Source organism: Paenibacillus sp. FSL H7-0690, from assembly GCF_037980415.1.
GTDB classification, from domain to species: Bacteria; Bacillota; Bacilli; order Paenibacillales; family Paenibacillaceae; genus Paenibacillus_AQ; species Paenibacillus_AQ odorifer.
Genome location: NZ_CP150281.1, coordinates 1,631,492 through 1,656,473, shown reverse-complemented (window position 1 = coordinate 1,656,473; position 24,982 = coordinate 1,631,492). Strand labels below are relative to the sequence as shown.

The following is a 24,982-nucleotide window of genomic DNA, read 5'->3' as shown; positions in this document are numbered from 1 at the left end:
AAAAAAGCAACTTCCCAGTTGGCAAGTTGCTTTTAAAAAAACTCTTTTGTGATAAAGTAACGATGAAAAAAAACGATTGAAGTCAAAAACCGACCTAATAAGCAGCGAACGGATCCGCATTATTCAAAAGGAACTGAGCCCATGTGAATTTGAATTCAGGACTGCCTACAACACTTTCTGCTATATCACCTGGAACAAAAAACACAGTGAATCCTGCATTAGTCAAGTAGAAGTTATCCAGGTATGCATTAGAATCTTTAGTTAACTTATTGAACAGGTCAATAGAGTAGATAGAAGACTCAGTACCTTTTTGGACTTGTTCTTGAAGTGATTTCTTAATAACCTGACTGTAATTGCTGTTGGATTTCAGCAAATCTCCCAGCTTCATTGTCGTACCATCCTGCAGAGAGTAAGTAAGACCTGTTTGTGAGCCGCCTCCATGAGCTCCGCCGAGGTATTGATAATTGGTAAGCAGGAAGCTAATCACTCCATTTTGATTGTAAGTCACCTTGTAGGCCAGTTCGAAATCGTATGTCGCTCCTTCCGCTGGAGCACCAGACTTAGCCAGTTGTTTTTCCGAGGCATCTAGAAACTTCTGTGCCTGAGCTTTCACCGCTTTATTAATTGCCGCTTCGGCATTTTGATTCGCAAGCTGCGATACAACTGGATATACGATATTGATGGTTACATCCTTATGGGAATTAGAAGACTGGAGTTTACCGGCAGTTATAGTCAGTTCATTCATTCCTGCATTCGTGATATTGACAGTACGGGTTTGTCCGTTCCATTGGGCCAAATATCCGAAAGGTTCAACCAAGGCTTGCACTGCAACAAAAGAAGTTCCTCCGATTACCTGAGCTTCGTATCTTTGTCCCAGACCGCTTCCATTTAACTTTACAAGTGCACTGTCGATATCCAGTGAATAATTTACAGTATTCTCTCCCAGGGTAAGCTCTACACTATGATTTTTGTTATCGTATTTAACAGCTGCGCCTAATGCTTGCGCTGCGTCTTTAAGCGGAATGAGTGTATTACCTAATGGGCTTAGGAAAGCCTGAGTCCCGATTGCTTTACCTTTAACCTGGACATTCACCCTGGAGGTTATTGTTGCAGTAGTGGCTGCAGCATGAACTGATCCGACAGACACGGGTAAAGCCGCCGCTGTGCCAACTGCAGCCAGTGCTGCTGACAATAGAAGTACGGACATCCGCTTTTTAGTTGTGAATTTTTTAACTTGAGTTTCCATTTTGAAGATCCCCTTTTAGTCATTTTCTTACTATCACACTATAATCCCGTCATTTCCCGGATGGTTTACAGTATTTTCAGAAAATGATTACAATTTTTACATGGAATTCGCTAATCAATGATGCATTGAAACCATTAAGGCAAATCCAAAAAGTGTCCAGTCATTTAGCACATGCACTATAAACGATGTCCAAATGTTTTTAGTCTTAATGTATGGATAGAGCAGAACAATCCGTACAATGCCGATACCGAGAATGGCTTGTGCAATATTCCAATTATAAGTTGGTAAATGGTATGCGCCAAAAATAATGGATACTACAATCCACGCTAAGATAATCGCAGACTTTCTGTTCAGTTTAAGTTTTTTTACTCCTAAGTACAAAATGACTAAGAATGGAAGGATCGTTATTAATTCTTCTCCAAACAGCATCGGGAGCATTGTCAGGAACGTCGTAATTGTATCGGAAAAATTACCATTGAATCCTTCACTCACTGGATTTGCACTAAAATTAAATAATTTCGTAATAATAAAACCAACACCATAGGTCACAATAAGATTTACAATGTACGTCCCAAGAATTAATATAATATCTTTAGCAACTAATTTTCTGAAAAGTAATGTCCACTGACTCCGTGCAACAAAGATAACTGCTGCTAATGGGAAAATCACATTTATAAAAGGATGTCCATAAGTACCTCCAAACCCAATAAGAAACAATGCAAAACCTGCAGCAACAGCTATCAGAAATATTAGGCTGGTTTTCAAATTTAGAGTAGGGGATTGCAGTTCACTGTAGAACGGAAAATCATCATTTTTACGCTCAAATCTAAAAAAATTACTTTTACTCATCATTAATCAAATCCTTCCTGAAAATAATGAAAAGCTATACTCTCTGAATACTAAAACCAATGATGCGGAGAATAGAAATACAGTCAGCTGTTTTTTGTACTATCACACTATACTCCCATTTTTTTCTGAAACATTTACAATTTTTTCAGAAAAGAATTACAATATTTACACAAGTTTTGAATAAACTGAAATTAATTCATCACTTAATTTTGCAAATTCATGAAAATGTTTAAAAAAATGAATCTATTTCAGAAATAATTATGTTGTTTTGATAAAATAGACAGGTAATAATAGAATAAACAGTTCTCTTGTTAAAAAACTAAAAAGCGAGGTTTACCAATGTTATGGACCTGAAGCTGTTAAAAAAAATTAAAACGATAAATTTCTTCACATTCTTCTTTTTTTGGACTGTCATCTTTTTTGCTCTTGCGGATAAGCCACCACCTGCTGGTTTCTATGGGCTTATTGCCCTATTATTAGTTTATGGTATTTTACTTATTATCTATTTAAATGATTTTATTGAAAGCTTGATTAAGAAGCGAAGAGGAGTTTTTCTACTCAATTTGTTATATTTCTCCTTGGGAGGTTTTGCTTTCAGTCTCATTCTTTCAATTATTGTCATTAATCTTGTTTCAAATGTAGAAAATGAAGGATATCTAATCTCGGCATTCAGTTCAACCGTAATAGGATTCCTTAACGGGTTATGTTTTTATTTTTTCAACAAGCTGCTTGTGAAGAGGTACAACCTAATGATTGAGCAGAACCGCTCTGAATAAATAAAAAAGCCGAATTAGCTAAAGAATGACGTATCGTCAAAAAGCAACTTATCCGCAGATAAGTTGCTTTTTTATCATGATTTTTAACTTCTACACTATATAAATAAAGTAACGTAAACCGACGAATCCCCTGTCCTCACAGGTATTAATCTATTCCCAGACTTTGTTTCTTAAATTCACTCTCGAAACATAACTCCGTGAGATCCCCAGCTCCTTCGCTATCTCCCGCTGTATCCGCTCTTCTCGATCTTCAGATATACTCCCTTGAGCAAATCATCCACTTCCGAATCAAAATATCGATAAGTGTAATGTTTAAAAAACTATATTTACAATTCAGAATGCTCGTGTTTCGCTTTGAGACGACTCCAGCGGCGCTGAACTTCGCTCTCAAAGCTGCGCAGAGCCGGTTCGTTCTCAGGCTTGAGCAGATGGCGGGTCTTACCCATCGTCTTCAGCCAGGCAGAGACTTCAATACGTTTGTCCTTGTTTTCCGGATTGTACGTAATGGTCGTTGTGCCTTGTTCCACTTCATACAGCGGGAAGAAGCAGGATTCCACCGCCAAGGATACAATATCCGTCCCATCCTTGTCTTCGGTCATCCAATTCAACGGGCAGGCAATCAGAATCTTGCCGTAGACCAGACCTTCATTCTGCGCGTACCATTGGGCCTTAGCTGTTTTTTTGAGCAGATCCTGCGGATAGGCTTCACAGCCGGTGAATACATAAGGAATATTAGTGGCTGCCATGATCTGGGCAGTATCTTTATGCTGGGTGACTTTACCCTGCTGGGTCTTGCCGATGCTTGAAGTAGAAGTCCGGTGACCGAGCGGTGTTGAATAAGACTGCTGTGCACCAGTGTTCATATAACCTTCATTATCATACTCGATGATAATCATTTTATGTCCACGCAGTGCAGCACCAATGGCTGGTCCCATCCCGATATCCATACCTCCGTCGCCTGTTACCATAACGAAAGTAAAGTCATTCCTCAAGCCCAGTCCATCCAGCTCTCCGCGGCGTTTGCGTTCCCAGAACATTTCTACCACCCCGGACAACGTAGCCGCACCGTTCTGGAAAAGGTTATGGATGAACGTTGACTTGTGCGACGAATAAGGATAGCCGGTTGTTGTAACCATTGCGCATCCTGTATGGTACAGCGCAACGATATCTCCTTCAATTCCCCTGAAGAACAGCTCAAGACCCGAGAAAATTCCGCAGCCCGGGCATGTGCCGTGACCCGGAGCCAGGCGTCTTGGTTTCTTCATCAAACTGCGGATCGGGGGAATCTTCACGGCCAGCTTTCCGGTTTCTTCATTTTTAGTAACAGTAATGAGGCCCGTCTTCAACAAATCGAAATTCATCGGCTTAAGCAGGCGCTGCGGTGCCTTTTCCGGTTCACCAGGATTGTGGCCGTAGTAATCAAACGGTACTTCAACACGGTCAGCAACAACAGCATCCAACGCCAGCTGGAAGAAATGATGGCCATCTTCAGCATAGAAGTCCTTGCCGCCTAATCCGTAAATCCGGCTGATGACTTTAGTCGTTGTATTCCCGTAAGTGAACAGCGCTGCCTTGATTTCGTTAACCATGTTGCCGCCGTGTCCGCCGAAGGAATCCGCACGGTCACCAACAGTAATGGCTTTGACATTCTTCAGTGCTTCCGCGATCTGCTTCTGCGGGAACGGACGGATCATGTTCGGTGAAATCGCTCCGGCTTTGACTCCCTGCAGTCGCAACTGATCCACAACATCCTTAATGATCTCGGACGCGGAATTCATCAGGAAGACAGCCACATCGGCATCCCCCATCCGGTACTGCTCAATCACCTCATAATGGCGTCCGGTCAGATCAGCAAATTCCTGAGCGATCTCTTCGAACACTTCACCGGCATTGTACATGGCCACAGACTGCTGATAGCGATTATTGATATAATCCGGTTCATTCATGTAAGGACCAACAGTAACCGGATTGTTGCGGTCAAGGGTATCGGTTGAGCCGGCTGGCGGCTGTTCGCCTACGAATTTATGCACATCTGCGCGGTGCGCAAAAGCCTGTACGCGGCGCTTCTGGTGAGAAGTGAAATATCCGTCCGAAGCTACCATAACCGGCAGGCGGACTTTGACATGCTCAGCCAGCTTCAGTGCCATCAGATTCATGTCGTAGACCGACTGCGGGTCACGGCACATCAGAATCGGCCAGCCGGTATTGAGTGCAAAATACAAATCGGAGTGGTCCCCGTGAATGTTCAGCGGTCCGGAGATGGAGCGGCAAATCAGGTTCATAACCATGGGCATCCGCGTACCGGCTTGTACAGGCAGCTGCTCAAGCATGTACATGTAGCCTTGCGCACTGGTGGCGTTAAATACGCGTCCGCCGGCTGTAGAAGCGCCATAACAGATACCTGCCGAGCTGTGCTCACCATCTGAGGGCACGAGCATAATGTCATGCTGGCCGCTGGCTTTCATCGAATCGAGGAATTGGGCAACCTCTGTCGATGGCGAGATCGGGAAATACCCCATGACATGATAGTTGATCTGATGCGCAGCATAGGCCGCCATCTCATTGCCTGATTCATATAGGAATTTCTGTTCTACTTTGGCAGAACCTATTTCTTTTTCATAATCAATAGCCATTGTTCATTCCGCCTTTCTAACCAGATTTACGCTTGCGTGATGAGATCGAATGGATGATGCACCGTATGGCTGTCGGCATAGCCTTCCTTCTCGCGCATGCTTGAGAGTGCCGAGGTCGGGCAGGCGCCTACGCATTTCAGGCAACCCTTGCAATATTGATAATCGATGCCCCGCAGGAACATCTGTGAGCGCCCCTTGCGGTCAAGCCGTTCTTCCCACACAAAACACTGGTCAGGGCAGACGGTGTCACACTGTGCACAGTTAATGCAGGACTCATTTTCATAAGCCGGAATCATTCCGGAACGGGAAATGCTCAGGTTCTTGAGAAAGCTGCTTCCCGGATTGATGATCGTACCGCCTATAGGCTGAGTTTCATAGCCAAACGGCGAAATGTCGGAACGCACATATTCAGGCATGCTGTCCCCTGCCTCCAGCTCGAAGTGCATAAACTTCACTTCATTGTAGCCGCGCTCAAAAGTCGTAATAGCCGATTGTACAGCCTGCGGATATTTTTTGCCGAGCGATTTCTCAATAACGCCCTTCATCGTTTCAGTATCCAGGAATGGGCAGAGCCGGAACAGGGCACCCAGCATCGCCATGTTTACACGGTTTTTCTCTTTCAGTGCGATGCTTGTCGCGTCGATCACAGCAATGGTTCCGGCTTTCATCTTCAGCAGCTCTTTGAGTTCTTCCGGCGTCTTGGCCGAGTTCACAAGAACAGTGCTGTCTTCATTAATCCCGCTGGTGACATTAACGGTCTTGACAAGCGCTTCGTGGAACACCCCAACCACATGGGGACGCTCTACCGGCGAAGTATCACGGATATGCGTGTTTAAATCACAGAACCGGATGTGGGCCTTTACAGCAGAGCCCTTTTTCTCTGATCCATAAGACGAGAAGCTTACGCCGTTCAGCCCCGCTCCGACGACTCCCGCTTCTGCGAGCATTTTACCCGCCAGGTTAGCTCCCAAGCCTCCAATAGACTCCAGTCGAATTTCAAAAAATCCGAGACCGTTAATTCGTGGCAATTCAATCATAAATGAACTCCTTTCACTAGAAGACTAGTAATACTCTTGAGAGCATTAATCCCGTTCAGGTCTGGAATAAGCTAAATAATTTTTGTACTTCTTCAACCGTTCAGGCAATTCGTCAGCCTTTGGATTACGTTTTAAAGAAACTTGATATAATTCATCTGCGTGGCCAAGCTTTCCAGAGATTAGAACATGGGAATGTGCTCTATCTTCCTCGGCGATATCAAATCTTACTTTGCCATCTTCCACCTCCAGAGTCCCCCTGACCCCGCAAATTCCACATATTGCTGGGTAATTATCATCATGATTTCTGATTTCTATGAGTTTGGAATGACAGATTGGACATAAACCAGGTTCGCCAATATACTTCGCTTCCGTATCTGGATTCATGAGTGTTTCAGCCACATGACGACCGGATTGTCTTGCTCTCTTAAGTTCTTCCTCCCTGAACACAACTGCTCCAGGTAAGCCAACCCAATTGACCAGCATTTTATCTATTACATTAATTTGCATCGGCAACGTAAAAAGGTGGAGCATCGGCAATGCGAGTGTGTCCCACTCACTTCCTCCTACAGCAATAAGAGAAGCTACTCTTGTTTTAAAGCTTCTTTCATCCGGGCCTTTGCCGGTAGTAATCCCTCTTTCCTCGCGTTGCTTCTTGGCAATCATCCGGAAAGCAATGTCATGAGAAGGCCCCATCCGGTCATTCAGAATCTTCAATAATCCGTTAGGACTCTTTTCATAAATGGCTGAGCTCAAGATTAATCCGTCGCATTCCATTAATTTTTCATCAATAAATCCATAGTCATCATTCTTTATCACACAGTCTCCTGAGCCACACTTTTCAAGCAGACTCACTACACAAGCATTACAACCGGTGCAAGGTTTAATATGTAAATCATTAAGACGCACAAGTTCTACTTCGGCACCAAGCTCCTCAGCACCCATTAAAGCTTCTTTAACAAGGATTTCTGAATTGCTCATTCTTCTTCCGCAACTGATCCCTAAAATTTTCATTAGTAGCCTCCTACAATTCGAATTTGTTAAGCATATTTTCAGAAACTGATCCACGAGATCGTTTCAGCTTTTTCACAAGAACTGGAGTGACAATTGCACTGGCAACAACTGCGAATGCAATTTGTGCGCGGGCACTCTCAACATAAGGCAGATATGCCTGATCGACCTCTGCCATAAGTTGAGGTACCGTTATGGATAACCCGGCTACACAACAAATCGCCGCAGAAGCATGCCCGTCTTGTTTCAGACAGAATCGGTCAACTAACAACATGGGGATGTTATTAATCAAGGTAAAGATCAAGAACAAAATCAGCCCCAGCCCACATGAGCTGAGTGCGCTCTTGAGATCGATATTCGCCCCAAGGCAAAACCCCAGAAAAGGCACCATAAGTGAGGTCCCTGATTTGGAAAAATTACGAACAGCAGGATCAAACATACCCAGAAGAAATCCGACTACAAACGGAATTAAAGTAGCCATGATGCTTCGAGCGTCAATCCCATTTCCGGAAGAGAAACCAAGAATACAGACGGGTATGAACGGTAGCCCGATAAGGTTCAGCAGAGCAAACGCAGAAATGTCAGTGTCATCACCATAATTCTCCATCAGCGCAAGGTACATGCCGGGATTGCAACTAGTGATGCAAGCCACAAGTGCCAGGGTAGAGATTCCTCCAAAACCCGCCAAACCGAAAAGCTTCATAACAACGATCCCAAAAACAACACTAAGAACAAGTTTTACCGCAACTAGTATGCCGCCCCGCCGCAGAGTTGTCACAAGCTGTTGAGGTTTGAACTGAATACCACAGAATACTAGCAGAATTCCCACGATCGTCATCGTTCCCGCATTCGAAAATACAGCAGTGGACGGATTGCCAACCATCAAGGTTCTCGGATAAAAAGTATGCATTATTGCAGCGATTCCCATAGGAAGCAGCATCATTCCGCCTGATATTCCCTGTATTCTCTCTAATATTTTCATGTACGGCGATTCCCTTCTTCCAAGTAATCGTGTCCTTCCTCTATCTGACTGTTACTCTTGCGCATGCTTTATTCCCGGCAGCTTTGGCTAGAGGTGTCATGATCATGGTCATTAGATAGGAAACCAAATAAAGCACCGGATAATTCCCAGTAAATGAGGTGAGAAAGCCTGACAGGTTTGATGTGCCAAGCAGAGCCATCACTCCGCTGATTACAGTTACAGGAATGAAGTTTATTAGCAGACAGCCGACACATTGACCCGCCAGTAAATCCTTCTTTAGAGCAAAAAGCCCCGTAAACCAGTCGCTAATCCTCATCAAGGGAATAAAATCGTTAATAAGACAAGCCAGCGAGAAACCAACCAGGGTGAACACCCATGTTCGTCCATTAATCCCCTCATTCATCAGGGAAGCTGCAAGCGACATCGCCGCCGCAGAGGGAAGATTCAACACAAGCTTAAAATACAAAGAATATGTCTTACTCATTTTCCTGCACCCGCAGCCGATATGGCATGCTCTTTCCATTTTTCTGTTACTTACTTGAATCTGCCCACCCTGGTCAGCTGTTTGGGGACACGGATGCGACCAGATGCAGTGACAATCGCATTCTCTTCACAGACTTCCGTACACCTTCCGCATTTTTCACAAATCGCCGGATCGATCATATGGATATAGCCTGATTTCCCTTGGATTGCATTTTCCGGGCAGACATCAAGACATTCCCCGCAGCCGCTGCATAATTTCGGATCAATGACATAGGCAAGAAAATGGGTACACACCGAAGCCGGACAGGTCTTGCGTACAATATGGGCTTCAAGATCAAGACGGGAGCAGGCAACAGCAGATAACGCCGGCCCCACCATATTTCTTCCAAATGCGCAAAAAGATCCTGCTCCGATTAATTCGCCAATATCTGTTACTAAATCAAGATCCTCTTTTTTTGCTCGCCCTTCGGTAACATCAGTGAAGACTGCTTTGAGTTGCCAGCTCCCCTCACGGCAAATCACACATTTTCCACAGGATGTCTCCGCTGCAGCGCTAAGTAACCCTTTGGCGATAGTTGCCATACAGTGCTTGTCGGTAAAGATTCGGATACTGTCATAAACAGAATCATAGCTTATGAATTCCGAAGTTAAGGCCGGAGCCGATGCGAAGTGCCCGAGCATGCCACCCAGCAGCAGGGGCTTGGCTGGCGCAAGTTCAAGCTCCTCTAACAGAGCAGACACAGGGGTGCCAAGTGCAACTGCCACAACCCTGGTTCTCTCATCTGTTGTAATCATTATTAATTTCTCCTGACGGCGGGAACTGCTTACACCTTCGTAAATCCAGTACGCAGTCTCCACATCCAGCAGGAAGGTAGGTCTCCCTTGCCAGCCTTCGGCACTGAAGCTTTTCACCCATAAGTCACAACGTATTACACCATTGTCTATGGCATTGTATAATGCTGTTTCTTCCCGCAGGACAGGAGAAGCCGGTCCGTACTTCACTGATATAAGCGAGGCCGGAGCTATCTCACGCAGCGGTGCCGCCAACATCTCAGCTTGCGCCTCTGTCTCGGCATAGATCAGAATCTCACAATCCATGCAAATCTTCGCAGCCATTGCCAGCCCTGCTGCTATTCGACTCGCGACATGCGCAAGAATAAAGTCCGTGAATCCATCTAACTCCTGTGCGAGAGAGCAGATTAATACGGGTCTCCCGTCATCTGGATTGATTGCGGATAAACGTTCATCGAGAAGCACTCCTTGTTTATCCGTCAATGCAAGTGCTCTAATTCTTACTGCCGCGTCCGAAGCTGAAATTGCTAGCCTATTCTCCAAAAGCTCCTGAATAGCAGGCTCTTCAGCATTCGGGAAAGGCGACAGAAAATGGGGAGTTCGGCTGACTTCATGTGGCATCTTTATTCACCTCTGGCAACACTCGAATAATCATTCCAAAATTTTTGCGCAGCTATTTCTAGTCGCAGATCACACTGCAGACAACGTTGCGCCTCATCCGGTACTTGCGCCTCAGAATAACCCAGATCCATCGGATCAAAGCATTGGCAACGCTCCTCTGGCGCAACAATCTGTGTTTTCTTTCGCTTTCTATCACTCATGCCTTTAATTGCACCAATTCTCGGGCAAACCGCCTGCTCCGGTGAAAGATTTTCCTCAATATTGCCGTCCCCGCCGAGAAACCGGTCCATCTCTGAAGCAGCCAGGCGCGCCCCTGCTATGGCACGAATAACTGAATCTGTGCCTGTTACACAGTCTCCGGCTGCGAAAATACCGGGAATGCTTGAAGCACAGCTATTCGCTTCGACAACAATGCGGCTGCCACGACCAAGGGCTAACCCACAGCCCTCTACCAAATCAGGTCCTTGACCTACTGCAAAAATCACTGTATCAACCGGGAGTATCGTTTCGCTGCCAGGTATAAGATCAATGACACTCCTGCCATTCTCATCAAACTGGAAGCCTTTCACTTCTGCCATCCGCAGCCCGTTCACTTTACCGTCGCCGCTGCCGTTAATGGCGAGAAACGTTCGGCTGTTATGCACCAGCACTCCCTCTTCTTCAGCCCAGCGAAGCTCTTCAGGAGATGCGGTCATCTTATTTCGGCTTTCAAGGCAAGCCAGATGAACGGTTTCCGCGCCAAACCGTTTTGCGATTCCTGCACAGTCCAAGGCAACGTTTCCCCCACCCAGAATAATTACGTTCTTACCGACAGTCGGAGCCTCCCCCTCTGCCGTCTGGCGCAGAAATTCAATATTCGTATATACGCCTTCCAGCCCGGCGCCCTTCAGTGGCAGACGCGCTCCCTTATGAGCCCCTACGGCTACCAAAACAGCATCAAATCCTTCTGAGATCAGGGAGGCCGGAAATTCAATCCGAACACCGGTCTGTAATTTCACACCCAACTCCAGGATCATGCCGATTTCTCGGTCAACGATCTCCCGGGGAAGACGATACTGTGGAATCCCGTATTGCATCATACCGCCAGCCTTTTGGCGTTCTTCATAAATAGTTATCTCATGACCTAGCTTTGCAAGGTACATGGCAGCCGTCAGACCAGCAGGACCTGCACCAATAATAGCGACCTTTTTGCCAGTGGCCGATTTTTGGAAAGAACGAGTTTTCCAACTACCGTCATCATGCTCGCAGGCATGGCGTTTCAGGTCACGTATGGCCACCGGTTCATTGAGAAAATTACGTTTACACTCCAATTCGCAGCGATGGGTGCATATGTACCCGAGCGCGTGGGGAAACGGTACTTTTTCGCGCATGACGGCAGCCGCAGCCGGATAATTTTTTTCCCGTATGAACCGCAGATATTTGGGTATATCAATATGGGCAGGACAAGCCGCCCGGCATGGAACCAGGGCATCTGTACGGGACTTTCCAGTCATCTTCTGCGTAATGGCCTCGTGTTCACGAATAGCTCCTGTGGGGCATACCTCTACACAAGCACTGCAAAAGCGGCAATCTGCATCCTGCAGGGAATTACCATCTACTACAACCTGCAACCGGCCCTGAACCTTCTCAAAGCGGATAGCTCCCACACCCCGCATCTCTTCACATGCACGCACACATCTTCCACATAGAATACAGCGGGTCATTTCATGAAGAATAATCGGGTTCCTGACATCCTCAGCAATACGGATCGGGTTGGCCCGGAGGCGGCGCCCCGTATCTCCGACAAATTGGGAAATGGATTGGAACTGGCAGTGTCCGAATTTTGGACAGCCTGTACACTCACTTGGATGTGTTTTGAACATTAAATCAACAGAAAGCTTTCGTACGTTTTCAGCGAGAGCATCCTTACTGTCAATGACCATTCCTTCTTCCGCCTTTACAGCACAGGCAGCCACGACACCCTTTTTCCCTTCCTGACGCACCATGCAGAGTCGGCAGGAGGCAGTGTGACGAAGATTCTCATGGTAACAGAGGTTCGGGATATAGATACCGTTTGATAGTGCAGCTTCTAGAATCGTTCCACCTGTACGCACAGATACGGTCTTTCCGTCAATCACCAGTGTCACTTGTTCGTCCTTCATCGTTTATTCCTCTGCTCTCACATATTCAGCGGCACTTTCACCAGCAAAACGTCCCGTATTCAAGCAATAACCCATCGTGTTTCCGGGTAAAAGAAACATATAGCTGTCCCCGTAAATGGTACAGGTATCTGTACCGGCAGCGTACAGACCGGGTACAGGCAACCATTCCTTATCCAGCACTTCTGCTCTATCGTTTATTTTTATACCGCCAAGTGTGCCATACGCGCTGGGACGAAAGCATCCGGCATAGAAGGGTGCCTTCACAACAGGCTTCATATAAGTCTTGTTTTTGAAGAAGAGCTCATCACTTCTATCACACATATCGTTGTATTCATCAACTGTATCGAGCAAAGCCTCTGGAACGATCCCAAGTTTTTCAGCTAGCTCCTCAATGCTGTCTGCTTTGATAATGTCCGGATTGCCCTGAAGGATGTAATCCTCTACGACCTCATCAAAATCACTGACATCATCCGGGTCATGCACAAAGTTTATGACATCAAGACCATTGCGCTTATACCCCTTTAGAATAGTGGAATCAATAATGGAATAACCTACACGCCCTTTTTGAATAGCGATGGCGTTGCCGGTGAAGGTATTGTTCTGCATTTCTTCCTCATTAATAAAACGTTTGCCGAGTTGATTCACCATCAGGTTAGGTTGCATCAGTACGGCAGGCACACTATCCGGACCGGTATCCGAATGTGGCAGAATGTAGATCATTTCAACAGTCATATCGGTTGTCGCAGCCCCTGCCTCGCAGGCCATACGAATTCCGTCACCCTTGAGTCCGGGTATTGCAAAATTGAACATATCCTCCTTGTAGCTATAGCCGGTGCGCTCCTTAATCATCTCTGGATTATCACCTGCACCTCCCGTAGCTACAACAACAGCCTTGCATCTGAACTCAGTTTCTTCACCCTCAGGCCCTCTGCCAATAACTGCGCAGACCTTGCCCTGTCCATCTGTAAGAATACGCTGAGCAGGGGTTTCAAGATAAAACTCAACCCCATGCTCACGTGCGTATTCCATGATTGCTTTATTCATGATGGCACCGCCATTGCGGCCAATGCCACCGTTCACTGCTACGATATGCCAGGTCTGCTCAGATTTCGGAAAATATTTGTATGCGCCAGCAAACTGGACGCCCATCTCTTCTAGCCAGGTAATGGTATTGGCGGAATTTTCAAAATACCTTTTCACAAGAGTGGCATCTACGCGCCAATGCGTATATTCCATAAACATTTTGAAGGCCCGTTCTACACTGATATCTACCATCATGGATTTTTGCTGCCGCGTACCTATCCCCAGAGGTCCCATCCCCATATTTGCTGCGCCACCTACCGTACTGTTTTTCTCCAGCACTACTACCCTCGCTCCGTTCTCAGCAGCTTGCGCAGCGGCTGCCAATCCGGAAGGTCCTGCGGCAATTACAACTATTTCTGTCTCGATCCGTCTCATATAAAGTTCCTTTCCTAAAAACATTAATTTAAATACATCCTTAACCATTGCGCACTCCATTCCACCGCCTCATTTGCCAGCTCACGGAAGTTGATTGCATGGGTTTCTTTTGTATCTATGGGAAGTTCGTTATAACAGGCACTATTAAAAGCATCTTCTATATAGCCATGGTGCGCAGCTTGCATCTGCCGTATAAAGACTGGAACGCCTGCCCTGGACAAACGAATTGCATATTGTTCGCCTTCATAGCACAACGCATCACACTCGGCAAGTACTATAATGACCGGCGGCATATTAGTAATGAACCGTTCAGGCGCATGGAGCGGTGATACATAGGGTTCCTTCCGTTGCTCCTCACTTGAATATAGAAAAGTAAACGCTTTCATCAACTCTGGGGCCATATCGGACAAACAGCGCTCCTTCGCTGCCGGATCAGTTACGGCATCAAGATAGGGGTAATGCAAAATCTGGCAGCAAATAGAGTAGCGATCCTGTTCCCTTGCCTTCATTGATGCGGCTGTAGCAAGAGTCGCCCCTCCACTGAATCCCATAACTGCAAACCGTGAAGGGTCCATACTGAAGCTTTCAGCATTTTCGGCAAACCACTTCATTACTCCACAGACGTCATCTAGCGCTGCAGGGTAAGGATTCTCAGGAGCTTTGCGGTAATTTATCCCTACTACGTGACAGCCAATAAGAGTTCTGACTTCCTCGCACAGGCTATCATCCTTGGCAGCATCGCCAAGCACTAGCCCCCCGCCATGCAGCTCAAAAAGTACTGGCGAGTTTTGCCGCTGGGCACGATGCAACCAAACTTCAACACTGTGGCTTTCACCGCAAGGTATTTCCAGCCGCTCTCCATGAATATGCTGTGACAACAGGACCATTCTTTCAGATGCACGAATGGAGGGTATGATTTTAATGAAGCTTTGCAAGAAATCATCCATTTGATTTTCCTGTTTCTGTTCTGTTGAAACCTTCCCATACGGGATAACCCGTATACACTTTGGTTTCTTCTTCACCGTTCAGAGCACGCACAGTGCCTGCCGCAAGTGCCTCCATTTCAAAATCACCCCCGTACACCTTAACAGGTGCGATCCAGCCACAGTATAGCTCCACAAAACCTGTAAAATAGAGGTCATTGCTGACGCCGCCTGTGAGAATGATCCCGTCCACTTGGCCTTGAAGAACTGCTGCGCAAGCACCGACAGCTTTGCATAACTGATAAGCCATAGCATCATAAACAAGCTTCGCATAAGTATTTCCGCTAGCAATTATTTTTTTGATCTCCATGGTGTTATCTGTACCGAGATGACTGACTAGTCCTCCTGTCTTGCTGATCTTCTGGATCATTTCCTGATGGGTGTATTCACCGGAGAAGCACATATCAATAATGGGGACGGCAGGGACTGAGCCAGAACGATTCGGCGCCATAGGACCTTCTCCATTTAGTACATCATTGCCGTCTACCATTCTTCCCTTCTTATGGGCAGTAACAGATAGCCCCCCGCCCACATGCGCCACAATAAAGTTGCATTCCTCATACGGTCTGCGTAGTTCTTTCGCATACCGCATGGCGACTTCTTTCTGATTGAGCACATGTACTCTACTCTCTCGATAAATGCCCCTTATCCCTGTAAAACGGGCCAGCTCCTCATATTCGTCAACATCAGGCGGGTTGACCAAATATGCAGGTGCTCCGCCAAATTCATCCGAGAATGCTTGAATAAGCTGTGCGCCGAGAATTGCCGGATGCTTGACCGTTCTTCCCTCCCGGGAATGCTTAAGAATGGCTTCATTAATCGGATAAATGCCACCAACCATGCTTTCCAGACCTCCACTGTACGCAGCGTAAGCATCCATAGCAGTAAGGCTGATTTTAGCCTTATATAACTCCGATAGAATCGTCTCGTGCCGGTAAGGAAGTTGGTCGCCAATAGTTGCAAAGGTCTTTAGAACTGCCGGGTCATGGGCAACATTCGCTTTGAATACTTGTGTATTGTTCTCAAAAACCGCCAATTTTGTTGAAGTAGAGCCTGGGCTGAGCGTAAAAATTTTATATATCCTTTCCATGTCTTCACAGTTCCTTTCCATGCTGTGCGCGTACAATTAGCATAATAATATTGCCCATCATTTCGGAAAGCGGAGCACTGCGGGAAAAATCGCAGATCGGCTGTGCAAAGCCTTGAAGTACAGGCCCATATGCATCGGCTTTACCAAAAAGCTGTATCAGCTTGACACCTATATTCCCGGCATGCAGATTTGGAAATATAAGCACATTTGCCTTGCCAGCGACATCACTTTCACGCTTCACTTTGTTTGCAGCCACCCCTGGGGATATAGCTGCATCAAGTTGAAATTCACCATCGATCTTCAAGTCCGGCACTCTGCCATGTACAATATCGATTGCCTTGCGGATAACATCAATACTCTCATGCTCCGTGCTGCCACATGTAGAAAAGGAAAGCATAGCAATACGAGGCTCCCAGCCGAGCAGCGTTTCGACAGTATGTCCAGAGGATATGGCGATGTCAGCAAGTTCGTCAGCATCGGGAGCGGCATTCACCGCACAATCAGCTATAGCAAGCAGCTGACCTTCAGGACCCTCAAAGCCCGGCACATTCACAATACCAAGACTTGAAATGCTGCTAAAGCTTTCCTGCATCCCGATAATGCTTTGAGCCGCCACAATAACCTCAGCCGTAGTATACTCGCGTCCAGCAGCTGCACAATCAGCCCTGCCGGCCTTAACCAGCAGCATCGCACAGTTTACTGGATCTTTTGCCTTGCGCAGGACCGCTTTTCTGCTCAACTCATCAAAACGGGCTGTATATTCGTCAGCGAGTTCTTCTAACTGCTGCTCATTCGAATTATTGAAGAAACTGAATGCCTCAGTCGAAATTCCAAGTTCCACCGCACGCGCACTGATACTCTCTGAATTGCCAATTAGCACAGGGTGGCCTATCTTGCGTGCGACCACCTCCGCGGCGGCTTTCAAAATCATTTCATTATCACATTCCGGGAAAACCACCCTTTTGGGATGAAGACGTGCTTTTTGCTCGAGCGTTTCCAGCAGGCTCATTTATATACTCCTTCCATCTGCAGCTATGGCAAAGGCCACCGCGTAGTCTGTATCATAAGAAAGGGAAATTTTCACTTGCGCACATGAGCTTTGCAGCGCCCGTTTGGCGATTTCCCCATGCAGTATCACATTAGGCCGCCCTTCGGCATCATTAAGGATTTCAATCTCTTTGAGACTAACTCCCTCGCCACTGATAGCTAGAGACTTGAACACCGCTTCCTTGCCGGCAAACCGCGTTACATAGTAATAAAAAGGCTCCGGACGGCTTATAGCTTGCGCGATCTCATTCGGAGTATATGTTTTTTGTATAAATGGATCTTCCTGCACCAGCGTAATGGCTCGCAGATGAGAAAAATTCACGATATCTGTCCCCACACCGATCATCGGACTTTCCTCCATATCTAACGGTAGATATATTCACCAGATTGATAACGTGGCGGAATTACCGGTACCTGAAGGAAGGATTGATATTCCCCGCCAGTGCGAATGATGTGTCTGCCCTTATTGTCTGTGTCCCACGCTAGAGGCTCGAACCATCCCTCCCGGATATAGCGGCCTGCCACCTGCACCCGCAGTTTCTCACCTTTATGCCAGATCCGGCTGGAAGGCACAATTTCGATATCCACCGGAACTACCTCTCCCCCAGTGAGCTTCAGCTCACGTTCGTGAGAAAGCACAGGCTGATAGTGGGTACTAAGCTTTGAATCAAGCTCTCTGTGCGAAACACGAATCTTACCCCATGCTCCGGGATGCGGCTCATCCAGTACATGCCAGGGAATCCAATTGCCCTCTCCATCAGCCTTCTGAATATTAATGAAAAGATCCATGTCGTCATGCCCGGCTGCTTCAACATAAAGCCGTAAAAACATATAACCGGTCAGCTCAGTATCCTCTTTAATTTCCATATCAAAGATTGCTTCTCCACTGTCCGAGTCGTAAGTTGCTTCGGATGCGGCAGAAACAGGACCTTCTTGCATGCTCATGCTGGCCGCATCCAGGTAGTAACGTGTATATTGAGTTCGCTCCAGAGGAAATCCTTTTTCCTTGCGCTGTACCTGGTAATCACAATCGAAAGCATCCATAACATCAAGCCGGACACGGGGGGTTAATTCCCAGCCATTATGAATGTCTTTCAGGTAGCGGTCATAGAAGCGCTTCAGGTCCTCAAGATTGTAAGGATCATAAGCATCTGCCCATTCAAAATCGCGATGTACGCGCAGCCATTTCTGCTTCGTCTTAATTTTACGATAGCCCTGAATTGAACCACGCAGATGAAAATGACTCCAGCCGGCGGTACAGTAACACGGAATCGTAATCTTGCTGAAATCAGGAATTTTGTCACGCCAGTAACCGTTCATTAAAGGATATTTCCGTGCCATAGCCACTTGATCATCGACACCGCCATTCCCCGTAACCGAAGCTGCGATGAATTCATTGAAGCTAAGTGCTGGGATGCCCCCTTCATAAATTGCTTCCCGGTACACATCAGTCGTGCCTTCCCACGGGGCTATACAGGCGAGATGGGGAGGTTGATAAGCTGCTACACGATACTGGGTCATGGCTACACCAGAGTTTCCTCCCATACCCACTCGACCGTTACACCAGTATTGAACACCCAGCCATTCGATAAAATCATAGCCATCCTCACAATCCTGACGACTGAACATGCTTACATCACCTTCGGAATGACCTGCACCGCGAGTATCAACGTTGGCAACGGCGTAACCCATTCGGCACCAATACATAGGGTCCGGAGACTCGAACTTTGCGAGTTTGGATACGGTCTGCGGAGGAACGCCCATAATCTGCCACTCACTCATTCCTTCTCCTGGCCTTTTCCCGAAAAAACTCCAGGAAACTAGTGCAGGAATCTTATCTATTCGGTTTTCCGGCATATATATATCACAGTAGATAGTCACCCCGTCACGCATTTTAACGGGTACGTCTTGCTGACAGATCACGCCTTCACCCGCAATGTATGTTCTTTGGTTGAAGGGAGGACAGAAACCTTGTCCCATTGCATCCATTGGATTTTCACTTGCAGAAAGATCAATATCCTGCTCTTTATCAACAGGCCGACGGGCCACACGGTAAATACTCTCAAGCTCTTCGCCCTGAAACATTTCTTTCTTTGTAAAAAATTTGTTCATTGTCCTTCTCCTTATCCGTTCTCGCAAATTTCCAGCACATAATCAACAGCCTCAGCGATGGTTTGTTTCCGGCGAAATTTCATATATGGAATTTCAACATTAAAAGCGTCCTCCAAGAAAGTAGTGATCTGCGAAAAATGCACAGATTTTGCCTGTAAATCACTCGTAAATGAAAGACTTTCCGACAATTCCTCCGGCTTCTTCCCGAATAAAGGCGAAGCTCTTTCCACCAGCTTCGCATAAATTTCTTCACGTAATTCCAATACAATCCCTCCTTGTTAAATACAGCTCATCACACATTTTCAAGCTAAAGTGTCATTTATTGCTGCATGTGATAATTTCAGTATATATAATGAGAGCGTTATCTCCCATGTGCTGCAACTTAATCGTGATCGGTTATTTCAGCAAAGTTTTGTAAAATTGCACAAAGGTTCCTAGTGCTATTGGAGGCTGTTCTCGTGAATCTTCAAAAGATCATCAGAAAACTTAGCGACTGTTGTCTTGCCTGGCCGGAAGAGGCATTACAAACCAAAGAGATTAACGAATTTGCTATCCTGCGACCCTGCTCCGTATTCAAGACTGACACTGCCTATTTAGGCAAGCTTTCAGATATACCAAGGGACTTTCCAACAGACACCCCACTTTTCTGTATTCAGGATTGTGACGCATCTGTTGATTCTTATACTTGCCTTACCCTTCTGCCAAATGAACTGGATTTGCTGGATCTTTCAGAGAAAATCTCTACTATCCTTGCTCATGAGAATCGGCTTATTGAGCATATGCACACGCTTATCTCCGCACTTAACTCCAACAAAGGATTGCAGCACATGACGAATGAAGCCACCCGCATCTTTGGTAATCCGGTTATCATTGTTGATGCTGGCTATAAATTACTTGCTATGTGTCAAGCACCTATTCCCAGCCGACCTGATATTGAACAACAGAGACACTTAGGTTATGTCCTTGACCGAAATATTCAAAGCATGAAGAAATCCAATTTATACGAGCGGACCCGGATGGCTCTTTTTCCTTATTACTCTCGTGATCCCGAGACCAAGAACGGTTGGATTACAGCTTTTGTGTACGTCCACGGTATAGAATTTGCACAGGTTAGTGTTATGGAGCTTGATCGTGAATTTACTGATATTGATTTTGAACTAGTAAAATTTCTTTGCGAGCTGGTTTCGGTAGAATTGCAGAAGAGTGATTTCTATAAATCCAATCAAGGAATGGTTCATAGCTTTCTGCTTACCGAACTCCTTACTGGTGATCTCTATGATGCTAATGTCATTGCAATGCGCTTGGCTCATATGGAGTGGCCGCTGTCCTCTAACTTGCGTGTGTTGACCTTAATTGACCAAAACAACGGTTTTTTTGAGGGAAAAGTTCAACTGGTCGCGCAGCATCTAAGTCAATTCCTGCCAAACAACCGTTGGATCGTTTTTCAAGGGCGCATTGTATTTCTAATCTCTCTCACCGATTCATCCCACGAAATAATTACTAAAGAAGAACGGATTCTGGAGTTTCTGCAAGTAAATAGTCTGACTGCTTCAATGAGTGATTCCTTCAGTCAATTAAATTTTTTGCGAAAATATTACAAACAATGTCTGGCTGCCATCGACTTAGGACTCCAACTTGACTTTAACAAGTCAATCTATGTGTATGAGGACTATCTCTGTGAGCATATTGGAAAAATCATATCTGAACATCATGATCTTGCTGATTTCTGTCATCCGGTTATTCAGAAGCTTATTGCTTATGACCATACCCACAAAACAAGTTTGCTGCCTACCCTTGAAGCCTATCTTCAGTATGTGGACACTCCAGCTCTTGCGGCAAAAGCACTTTTTATCCATAGAAACACTTTGTTCTATCGTATCAACAGGATCCGGGAGCTTTTCCAATTAGACTTAAGCAACGGTGATATTCGTCTCAAACTGCAATTGACATTTCATTTTCTGAACTTAAAATACGAAGTACATAAATAAAACTAATCTTCGAGGAATTTGTATGGACGTTCCAATTCAAAGAGAGGACTCGTCCCAGCAAACCTATATAACTTTATTCATAATCTGTAGAAGCTTTTACAGCACAAATAAAGGGCACCTTATACCGCCGGGCTCGGAACTTAAGCCTTAGCAGAAAGGTGCCCCCATTAATACTTCAGAGCAGATTACAGTGCGCTATCTTTAGCCATTGAAGCTAATTTTTCAGTCCTGTCAACGTGATTCCTTCTACGAAATATTTTTGACCAATCAGATAAAAAATGACACCCGGCGCAAAGGACATACACGTAGCCGCCATCGTCAGCGACCAGTCCTGCTTTAGTTGGCCTCTAAAGGCGGTTAGTCCCAAGGCTATCGTATACTTATCGCTTGAGTTTATGTAAATCATCTGTTGAAGTAGATCATTCCATAAACCGATAAAGATAAATAATGCGACGACGATCATCGCAGATTTAATGGCCGGCATAATAATGCTGAACAAAATGCGGTAATATCCAGCGCCATCGATCGTTGCTGCTTGATCAAGCTCTCTCGGTATAGACATGATAAACTGCCTGATCAAAAAGATATTAAAAGCCCCGCCACCACAGAAATAAGGCAAAATCAACGGCAGATAGCTGTCATGAATTCCTAAGCCTCTCGTCCACCCAATATATAGCGGAATAAGTGTAACCATGGCAGGTAGAAGCATCGAACCGACACAAAGAGCCCAAATCAATTTTTTGCCCCGAAAACGCAGTCTTGCAAAGGCATAACCGCATAAAGTCGCTGTAAAGGTTCCTGCCAGACAGGCGGGTACAATAATAATCATAGTATTCCATAAATATTTCCAAAACTTAAAGATCTCTAGCGTTTCTGCATAGTTTGAAAACAACCAATTTCCTGGCAGCAGTGAAGGCGGATATTGGTATATCTCGGCATTCGACATGAGCGACGTGCGAAATATCCACCAGATTGGAAAGAGCACGAGTATAGTAAAAAAAATAACAACGACAAACGAGATCAGGTTCATCCATTGATTATTACGTTTTTTGCTCTTTAATCTTCCGTATGAGGCTACACTCATTTGTCATCGCCTCCTTCATTAAAGATCCATAGGTTGGAGGTTTTGAATAATACACCAGTAAAGCCTGCAAGAATAACAAAAATAACGGCTGTTGTCGCACAAGCATACCCCAATTTATAATTTACAAAAGCTTGATCATACATCAGATAAGTTAAAAAGCGTGAAGAATTACCCGGGCCGCCATTCGTTAATGAAAGAGCCGGCGTAACAATTTGGAGATTGGCAATCAAGCTCATTAGCAAATTGTAAAAGATAATGGGCGACATGCACGGTAAAGTGATATGCAAGAATCGTTTCCATCCATTCGCACCATCCATTTCAGCCGCTTCATGGTAGACGACCGGAACATTTTGCAGCCCAGCTAAGAAAATAACAATTAAGTTACCTGACAGCCAAACCGAAATCAAGGATAGGGATGGAATGACATAGCTGGAATCCGCGATAAAAGAAACTTTGTTCAAACCCATCTCAGAGAGAATAAAGTTAAAAAATCCAAAATTAGCTTCGTATAACCAGGACCATCCTACATATATTGCGGCTGCCGGCAAAACGTACGGTACATAGAACACAGCTCGGAAAAACCCTCTTGCCGGAATTTTACGATTCAGTAGCATCGCAATAAAAAGTGAATAAATCATGCCTCCAACTACCGATAAGACGGCAAAGTAGACCGTAGCGATAATAGAATCTTTAATATAAGGATCAGTGGTAAATAGATTAATATAATTCTCGAAGCCAACAAATTTGGGGTCTGAAAGTCCCGTCCAATTCGTTAAGCTGATCCCGAGCACCCCAATAAGAGGTAAATACGTTAGAAAGATCAGCCCAATGAAGGCAGGGATCAATAATATATACGCGGCTCGTGCCTCACCTGAATGGATACGTGAACGACGTTTCGGAGATTTATTAATCATTTCCATCTCTATCTCCCCACCTGAAGATCATAATATGGCCGCCGCGTGTGTGAGCTTGGCAGCGGCCATTCTTTTACGGACTTTACTAATTGCCTGAATGGGCTGCTTTCAACGCATCCAGATTTTTAGAAATAGCATCCTTAGCGGTCGTCTTTCCAGTCCATACATCCCCTAGAACCGACCCGAGCAAGGTGTTAAACTCTGTCGTATGATTCGTATAGAACCACGCTGCGGACTTCACAGCAGGTGATTGCGCATAGTCGACTACTGCAGATTTATATTCGTCATAAACAGGGAAGTTAGGATTTTCGACCCATTTACGGGTAAGGGTCTCATCCGTGTACCACTTCTCCAGCGTCGGCATCCAGATCCCCGAGCTAATGAGGCCCCAGTTATTTTCTTCTGAGTTGTACCATTTCAGCCATTCCATCGCTTCTTTTGGATGCTTAGTCTGGGAGAAGACGACATTGGCGCCACCCGTGTTGAGGGTAACCTTTTCCTTCATGTAAGGCAATACTGCAACGCCATAGTTCAAGCCTTCATTCTTGGCCGTATTCAGACTAGTTCCCACGTTCCACGCACCGTTAGTAGCCATGGCAACAGTTCCCGCGATGATGGTTCGTTGAATGCCATCATCAGTCTGTCCGACAGACAACGGAGCAACATGATCCTTCAAGTAAAGATCTGCAACCTTCTGAATTCCCTCTATACTGGCGTCTTCTCCAATTCTCACCTCAGTCCCATCACCCGAATAGAACCCTCCACCATTACCAAGCGCCCAGGTCTCAAGCTGCCATGGTAAGTTTTCAACGGATGCGCCAAACTGTACGATACTCTGCTCATTAAAGCCACTCTCATCAGGATGTTTACCATTTTTATCAAGGGTCAGCTTCTTTGCTGTTGTTACAAATTCGTCCCATGTCCACGCTTGGTCTAAAGCGGCTGGGGGATAGGGTACATTGGCTTTGTCAAACATATCTTTGTTGTAATAGAGGAGTAAGATTTCATTAGCAGCCGCGTAGGCTACGGTTTTCCCTTGATATTTGTAGGCTAAGCTATCGAGTGGTTTGCTGTCGCTTCCTTCGTACATTGTATTTACATCATTCAGCATGCCTTGGGTAGACCACTGAACGACCCCATCTTCTCTTAGCATCCCTGTATCAGGCAATTGCTCTGCCGTAGCCATTGTATTCAGCTTAGTCATGTAGTTTTCCCAAGGAATTGCTTGTACTTCTACTTCAATTCTGTCTTGAGAAGCATTAAACTTATCCGCCACTCCCTGGGTTACATTTCCCTCTTCCGCACTTCCCCACATCGAATAGATAATTTTGACCTTCCCCTCAGGCTTGGAGGTTGCGTTCTCAGATGCTTTGGGTGCATCAGATGCCTTGGTTACTGTGTTTGTCTCGTCTTTCGCGCAGCCAATGACACTTAACGCTAGTGCAGTTGAAAGAATACCTGCCCCGAATGCTTTACCTACTTTCATTTCCCTCTCCCCCTTCATAATTACATAGATATGTCTAACCGTTTGACCCCTTAAGTTATTGAGTTAAACGTTTAGTACCAACTTTTTTAATAATTTCAACCTTTGCTTGGAATCCGCAATTTCGGCCAGCAGATACGACTTTTAATATCGTAAATATTTTCAAAAAGTGGTATAGAGTCTTCATGAACTTGGGATATTTTAATGAAGTAAGCGCTTTATCGTTATTGTGTCATGATTTTCTATTAGGGAAAA

Annotated in this window: 20 protein-coding genes; 1 reads left to right on the top strand and 19 read right to left on the bottom strand. The window is 45.6% G+C overall.

The annotated features are described in order from the left end of the window. Positions 1-94: 94 nt before the first annotated feature. The 16 genes from MHI32_RS07340 to MHI32_RS07265 all read right to left on the bottom strand — a co-directional run bounded on the left by MHI32_RS07340 (position 95) and on the right by MHI32_RS07265 (position 19,521). Positions 95-1,246, bottom strand: coding sequence for a DUF4163 domain-containing protein (locus MHI32_RS07340; RefSeq protein ID WP_340012096.1), 1,152 nt, complete (start codon positions 1,244-1,246; stop codon positions 95-97). Positions 1,247-1,360: 114 nt separating this feature from the next. Then, positions 1,361-2,098, bottom strand: a complete 738-nt coding sequence (locus MHI32_RS07335; protein WP_076276587.1) for a CPBP family intramembrane glutamic endopeptidase — start codon at positions 2,096-2,098, stop codon at positions 1,361-1,363. A 1,099-nt stretch (positions 2,099-3,197) separates the two neighbouring features. Then, positions 3,198-5,504, bottom strand: a complete 2,307-nt coding sequence (locus MHI32_RS07330) for a thiamine pyrophosphate-dependent enzyme (protein WP_340012095.1) — start codon at positions 5,502-5,504, stop codon at positions 3,198-3,200. A gap of 26 nt (positions 5,505-5,530) precedes the next feature. Then, on the bottom strand, positions 5,531-6,541 hold the full coding sequence (locus tag MHI32_RS07325; protein WP_076218363.1) for a 2-oxoacid:acceptor oxidoreductase family protein: 1,011 nt from the start codon (positions 6,539-6,541) through the stop codon (positions 5,531-5,533). A gap of 45 nt (positions 6,542-6,586) precedes the next feature. After that, the gene (locus MHI32_RS07320) at positions 6,587-7,552 is read right to left on the bottom strand and encodes a flavodoxin family protein (protein ID WP_076125319.1); all 966 of its coding nucleotides are present in this window, start codon (positions 7,550-7,552) and stop codon (positions 6,587-6,589) included. Positions 7,553-7,562: 10 nt separating this feature from the next. Beyond that, on the bottom strand, positions 7,563-8,531 hold the full coding sequence (locus tag MHI32_RS07315; protein ID WP_076125321.1) for a 2-keto-3-deoxygluconate permease: 969 nt from the start codon (positions 8,529-8,531) through the stop codon (positions 7,563-7,565). 40 nt (positions 8,532-8,571) lie between these two features. Beyond that, positions 8,572-9,015 carry a hypothetical protein gene (locus MHI32_RS07310; RefSeq protein WP_076125323.1) on the bottom strand — a complete coding sequence of 148 codons (444 nt, stop codon included), beginning with the start codon at positions 9,013-9,015 and terminating at the stop codon, positions 8,572-8,574. A 50-nt stretch (positions 9,016-9,065) separates the two neighbouring features. After that, positions 9,066-10,427, bottom strand: a complete 1,362-nt coding sequence (locus MHI32_RS07305) for an NADH-ubiquinone oxidoreductase-F iron-sulfur binding region domain-containing protein (RefSeq protein ID WP_076125325.1) — start codon at positions 10,425-10,427, stop codon at positions 9,066-9,068. Between the two features lie 2 nt (positions 10,428-10,429). Next, a complete protein-coding gene (locus MHI32_RS07300; RefSeq protein ID WP_081386478.1) occupies positions 10,430-12,568 on the bottom strand; it encodes an FAD-dependent oxidoreductase in 2,139 nt (712 codons plus the stop codon). A gap of 3 nt (positions 12,569-12,571) precedes the next feature. Continuing rightward, a complete protein-coding gene (locus MHI32_RS07295) occupies positions 12,572-14,050 on the bottom strand; it encodes an FAD-dependent oxidoreductase (protein WP_218641635.1) in 1,479 nt (492 codons plus the stop codon). Then, complete coding sequence (locus MHI32_RS07290) at positions 14,050-14,973, bottom strand: alpha/beta hydrolase (RefSeq protein WP_340012094.1); 924 nt, start codon at positions 14,971-14,973, stop codon at positions 14,050-14,052. The genes MHI32_RS07295 and MHI32_RS07290 overlap by 1 nt, the downstream gene beginning before the upstream one ends. Further along, positions 14,966-16,099 (bottom strand): butyrate kinase, encoded by a 1,134-nt coding sequence (gene buk / locus MHI32_RS07285; RefSeq protein ID WP_340012093.1) that lies wholly within the window; start codon positions 16,097-16,099, stop codon positions 14,966-14,968. Before buk ends, MHI32_RS07290 begins: the two co-directional genes overlap by 8 nt. A gap of 4 nt (positions 16,100-16,103) precedes the next feature. Beyond that, complete coding sequence (locus tag MHI32_RS07280) at positions 16,104-17,108, bottom strand: phosphate acyltransferase (protein WP_340012092.1); 1,005 nt, start codon at positions 17,106-17,108, stop codon at positions 16,104-16,106. Continuing rightward, on the bottom strand, positions 17,109-17,492 hold the full coding sequence (locus MHI32_RS07275; RefSeq protein ID WP_076125332.1) for a holo-ACP synthase: 384 nt from the start codon (positions 17,490-17,492) through the stop codon (positions 17,109-17,111). A 17-nt stretch (positions 17,493-17,509) separates the two neighbouring features. Beyond that, a complete protein-coding gene (locus MHI32_RS07270; RefSeq protein ID WP_076125334.1) occupies positions 17,510-19,258 on the bottom strand; it encodes a CocE/NonD family hydrolase in 1,749 nt (582 codons plus the stop codon). A gap of 11 nt (positions 19,259-19,269) precedes the next feature. Then, the gene (locus tag MHI32_RS07265; RefSeq protein ID WP_076125336.1) at positions 19,270-19,521 is read right to left on the bottom strand and encodes a hypothetical protein; all 252 of its coding nucleotides are present in this window, start codon (positions 19,519-19,521) and stop codon (positions 19,270-19,272) included. A gap of 195 nt (positions 19,522-19,716) precedes the next feature. Between MHI32_RS07265 and MHI32_RS07260 the strand changes: the two genes are divergently transcribed. After that, positions 19,717-21,246: a helix-turn-helix domain-containing protein gene (locus tag MHI32_RS07260; protein WP_340012091.1), complete on the top strand. Its 1,530-nt coding sequence runs from the start codon at positions 19,717-19,719 to the stop codon at positions 21,244-21,246. A gap of 214 nt (positions 21,247-21,460) precedes the next feature. Here the strand turns inward: MHI32_RS07260 and MHI32_RS07255 are convergent, their stop codons facing one another. The 3 genes from MHI32_RS07255 to MHI32_RS07245 form a co-directional block, all read right to left on the bottom strand. Continuing rightward, positions 21,461-22,330, bottom strand: a complete 870-nt coding sequence (locus MHI32_RS07255; RefSeq protein WP_076125340.1) for a carbohydrate ABC transporter permease — start codon at positions 22,328-22,330, stop codon at positions 21,461-21,463. Beyond that, positions 22,327-23,244, bottom strand: coding sequence for a sugar ABC transporter permease (locus tag MHI32_RS07250; protein ID WP_340012090.1), 918 nt, complete (start codon positions 23,242-23,244; stop codon positions 22,327-22,329). The genes MHI32_RS07255 and MHI32_RS07250 overlap by 4 nt, the downstream gene beginning before the upstream one ends. Positions 23,245-23,329: 85 nt before the next feature. Next, entirely contained in the window at positions 23,330-24,730 is a 1,401-nt protein-coding gene (locus MHI32_RS07245; RefSeq protein WP_340012089.1) for a sugar ABC transporter substrate-binding protein, read from the bottom strand. Between the last annotated feature and the right edge of the window lie 252 nt (positions 24,731-24,982).

Coding starts and splice junctions, on each gene's coding strand:
- MHI32_RS07340 (WP_340012096.1), bottom strand. CDS start 1,246: ATGGAAACTCAAGTTAAAAAATTCACAACTAAAAAGCGGATGTCCGTA.
- MHI32_RS07335 (WP_076276587.1), bottom strand. CDS start 2,098: ATGATGAGTAAAAGTAATTTTTTTAGATTTGAGCGTAAAAATGATGAT.
- MHI32_RS07330 (WP_340012095.1), bottom strand. CDS start 5,504: ATGGCTATTGATTATGAAAAAGAAATAGGTTCTGCCAAAGTAGAACAG.
- MHI32_RS07325 (WP_076218363.1), bottom strand. CDS start 6,541: ATGATTGAATTGCCACGAATTAACGGTCTCGGATTTTTTGAAATTCGA.
- MHI32_RS07320 (WP_076125319.1), bottom strand. CDS start 7,552: ATGAAAATTTTAGGGATCAGTTGCGGAAGAAGAATGAGCAATTCAGAA.
- MHI32_RS07315 (WP_076125321.1), bottom strand. CDS start 8,531: ATGAAAATATTAGAGAGAATACAGGGAATATCAGGCGGAATGATGCTG.
- MHI32_RS07310 (WP_076125323.1), bottom strand. CDS start 9,015: ATGAGTAAGACATATTCTTTGTATTTTAAGCTTGTGTTGAATCTTCCC.
- MHI32_RS07305 (WP_076125325.1), bottom strand. CDS start 10,427: ATGCCACATGAAGTCAGCCGAACTCCCCATTTTCTGTCGCCTTTCCCG.
- MHI32_RS07300 (WP_081386478.1), bottom strand. CDS start 12,568: ATGAAGGACGAACAAGTGACACTGGTGATTGACGGAAAGACCGTATCT.
- MHI32_RS07295 (WP_218641635.1), bottom strand. CDS start 14,050: ATGTTTTTAGGAAAGGAACTTTATATGAGACGGATCGAGACAGAAATA.
- MHI32_RS07290 (WP_340012094.1), bottom strand. CDS start 14,973: ATGGATGATTTCTTGCAAAGCTTCATTAAAATCATACCCTCCATTCGT.
- buk (WP_340012093.1), bottom strand. CDS start 16,099: ATGGAAAGGATATATAAAATTTTTACGCTCAGCCCAGGCTCTACTTCA.
- MHI32_RS07280 (WP_340012092.1), bottom strand. CDS start 17,108: ATGAGCCTGCTGGAAACGCTCGAGCAAAAAGCACGTCTTCATCCCAAA.
- MHI32_RS07275 (WP_076125332.1), bottom strand. CDS start 17,492: ATGATCGGTGTGGGGACAGATATCGTGAATTTTTCTCATCTGCGAGCC.
- MHI32_RS07270 (WP_076125334.1), bottom strand. CDS start 19,258: ATGAACAAATTTTTTACAAAGAAAGAAATGTTTCAGGGCGAAGAGCTT.
- MHI32_RS07255 (WP_076125340.1), bottom strand. CDS start 22,330: ATGAGTGTAGCCTCATACGGAAGATTAAAGAGCAAAAAACGTAATAAT.
- MHI32_RS07250 (WP_340012090.1), bottom strand. CDS start 23,244: ATGATTAATAAATCTCCGAAACGTCGTTCACGTATCCATTCAGGTGAG.
- MHI32_RS07245 (WP_340012089.1), bottom strand. CDS start 24,730: ATGAAAGTAGGTAAAGCATTCGGGGCAGGTATTCTTTCAACTGCACTA.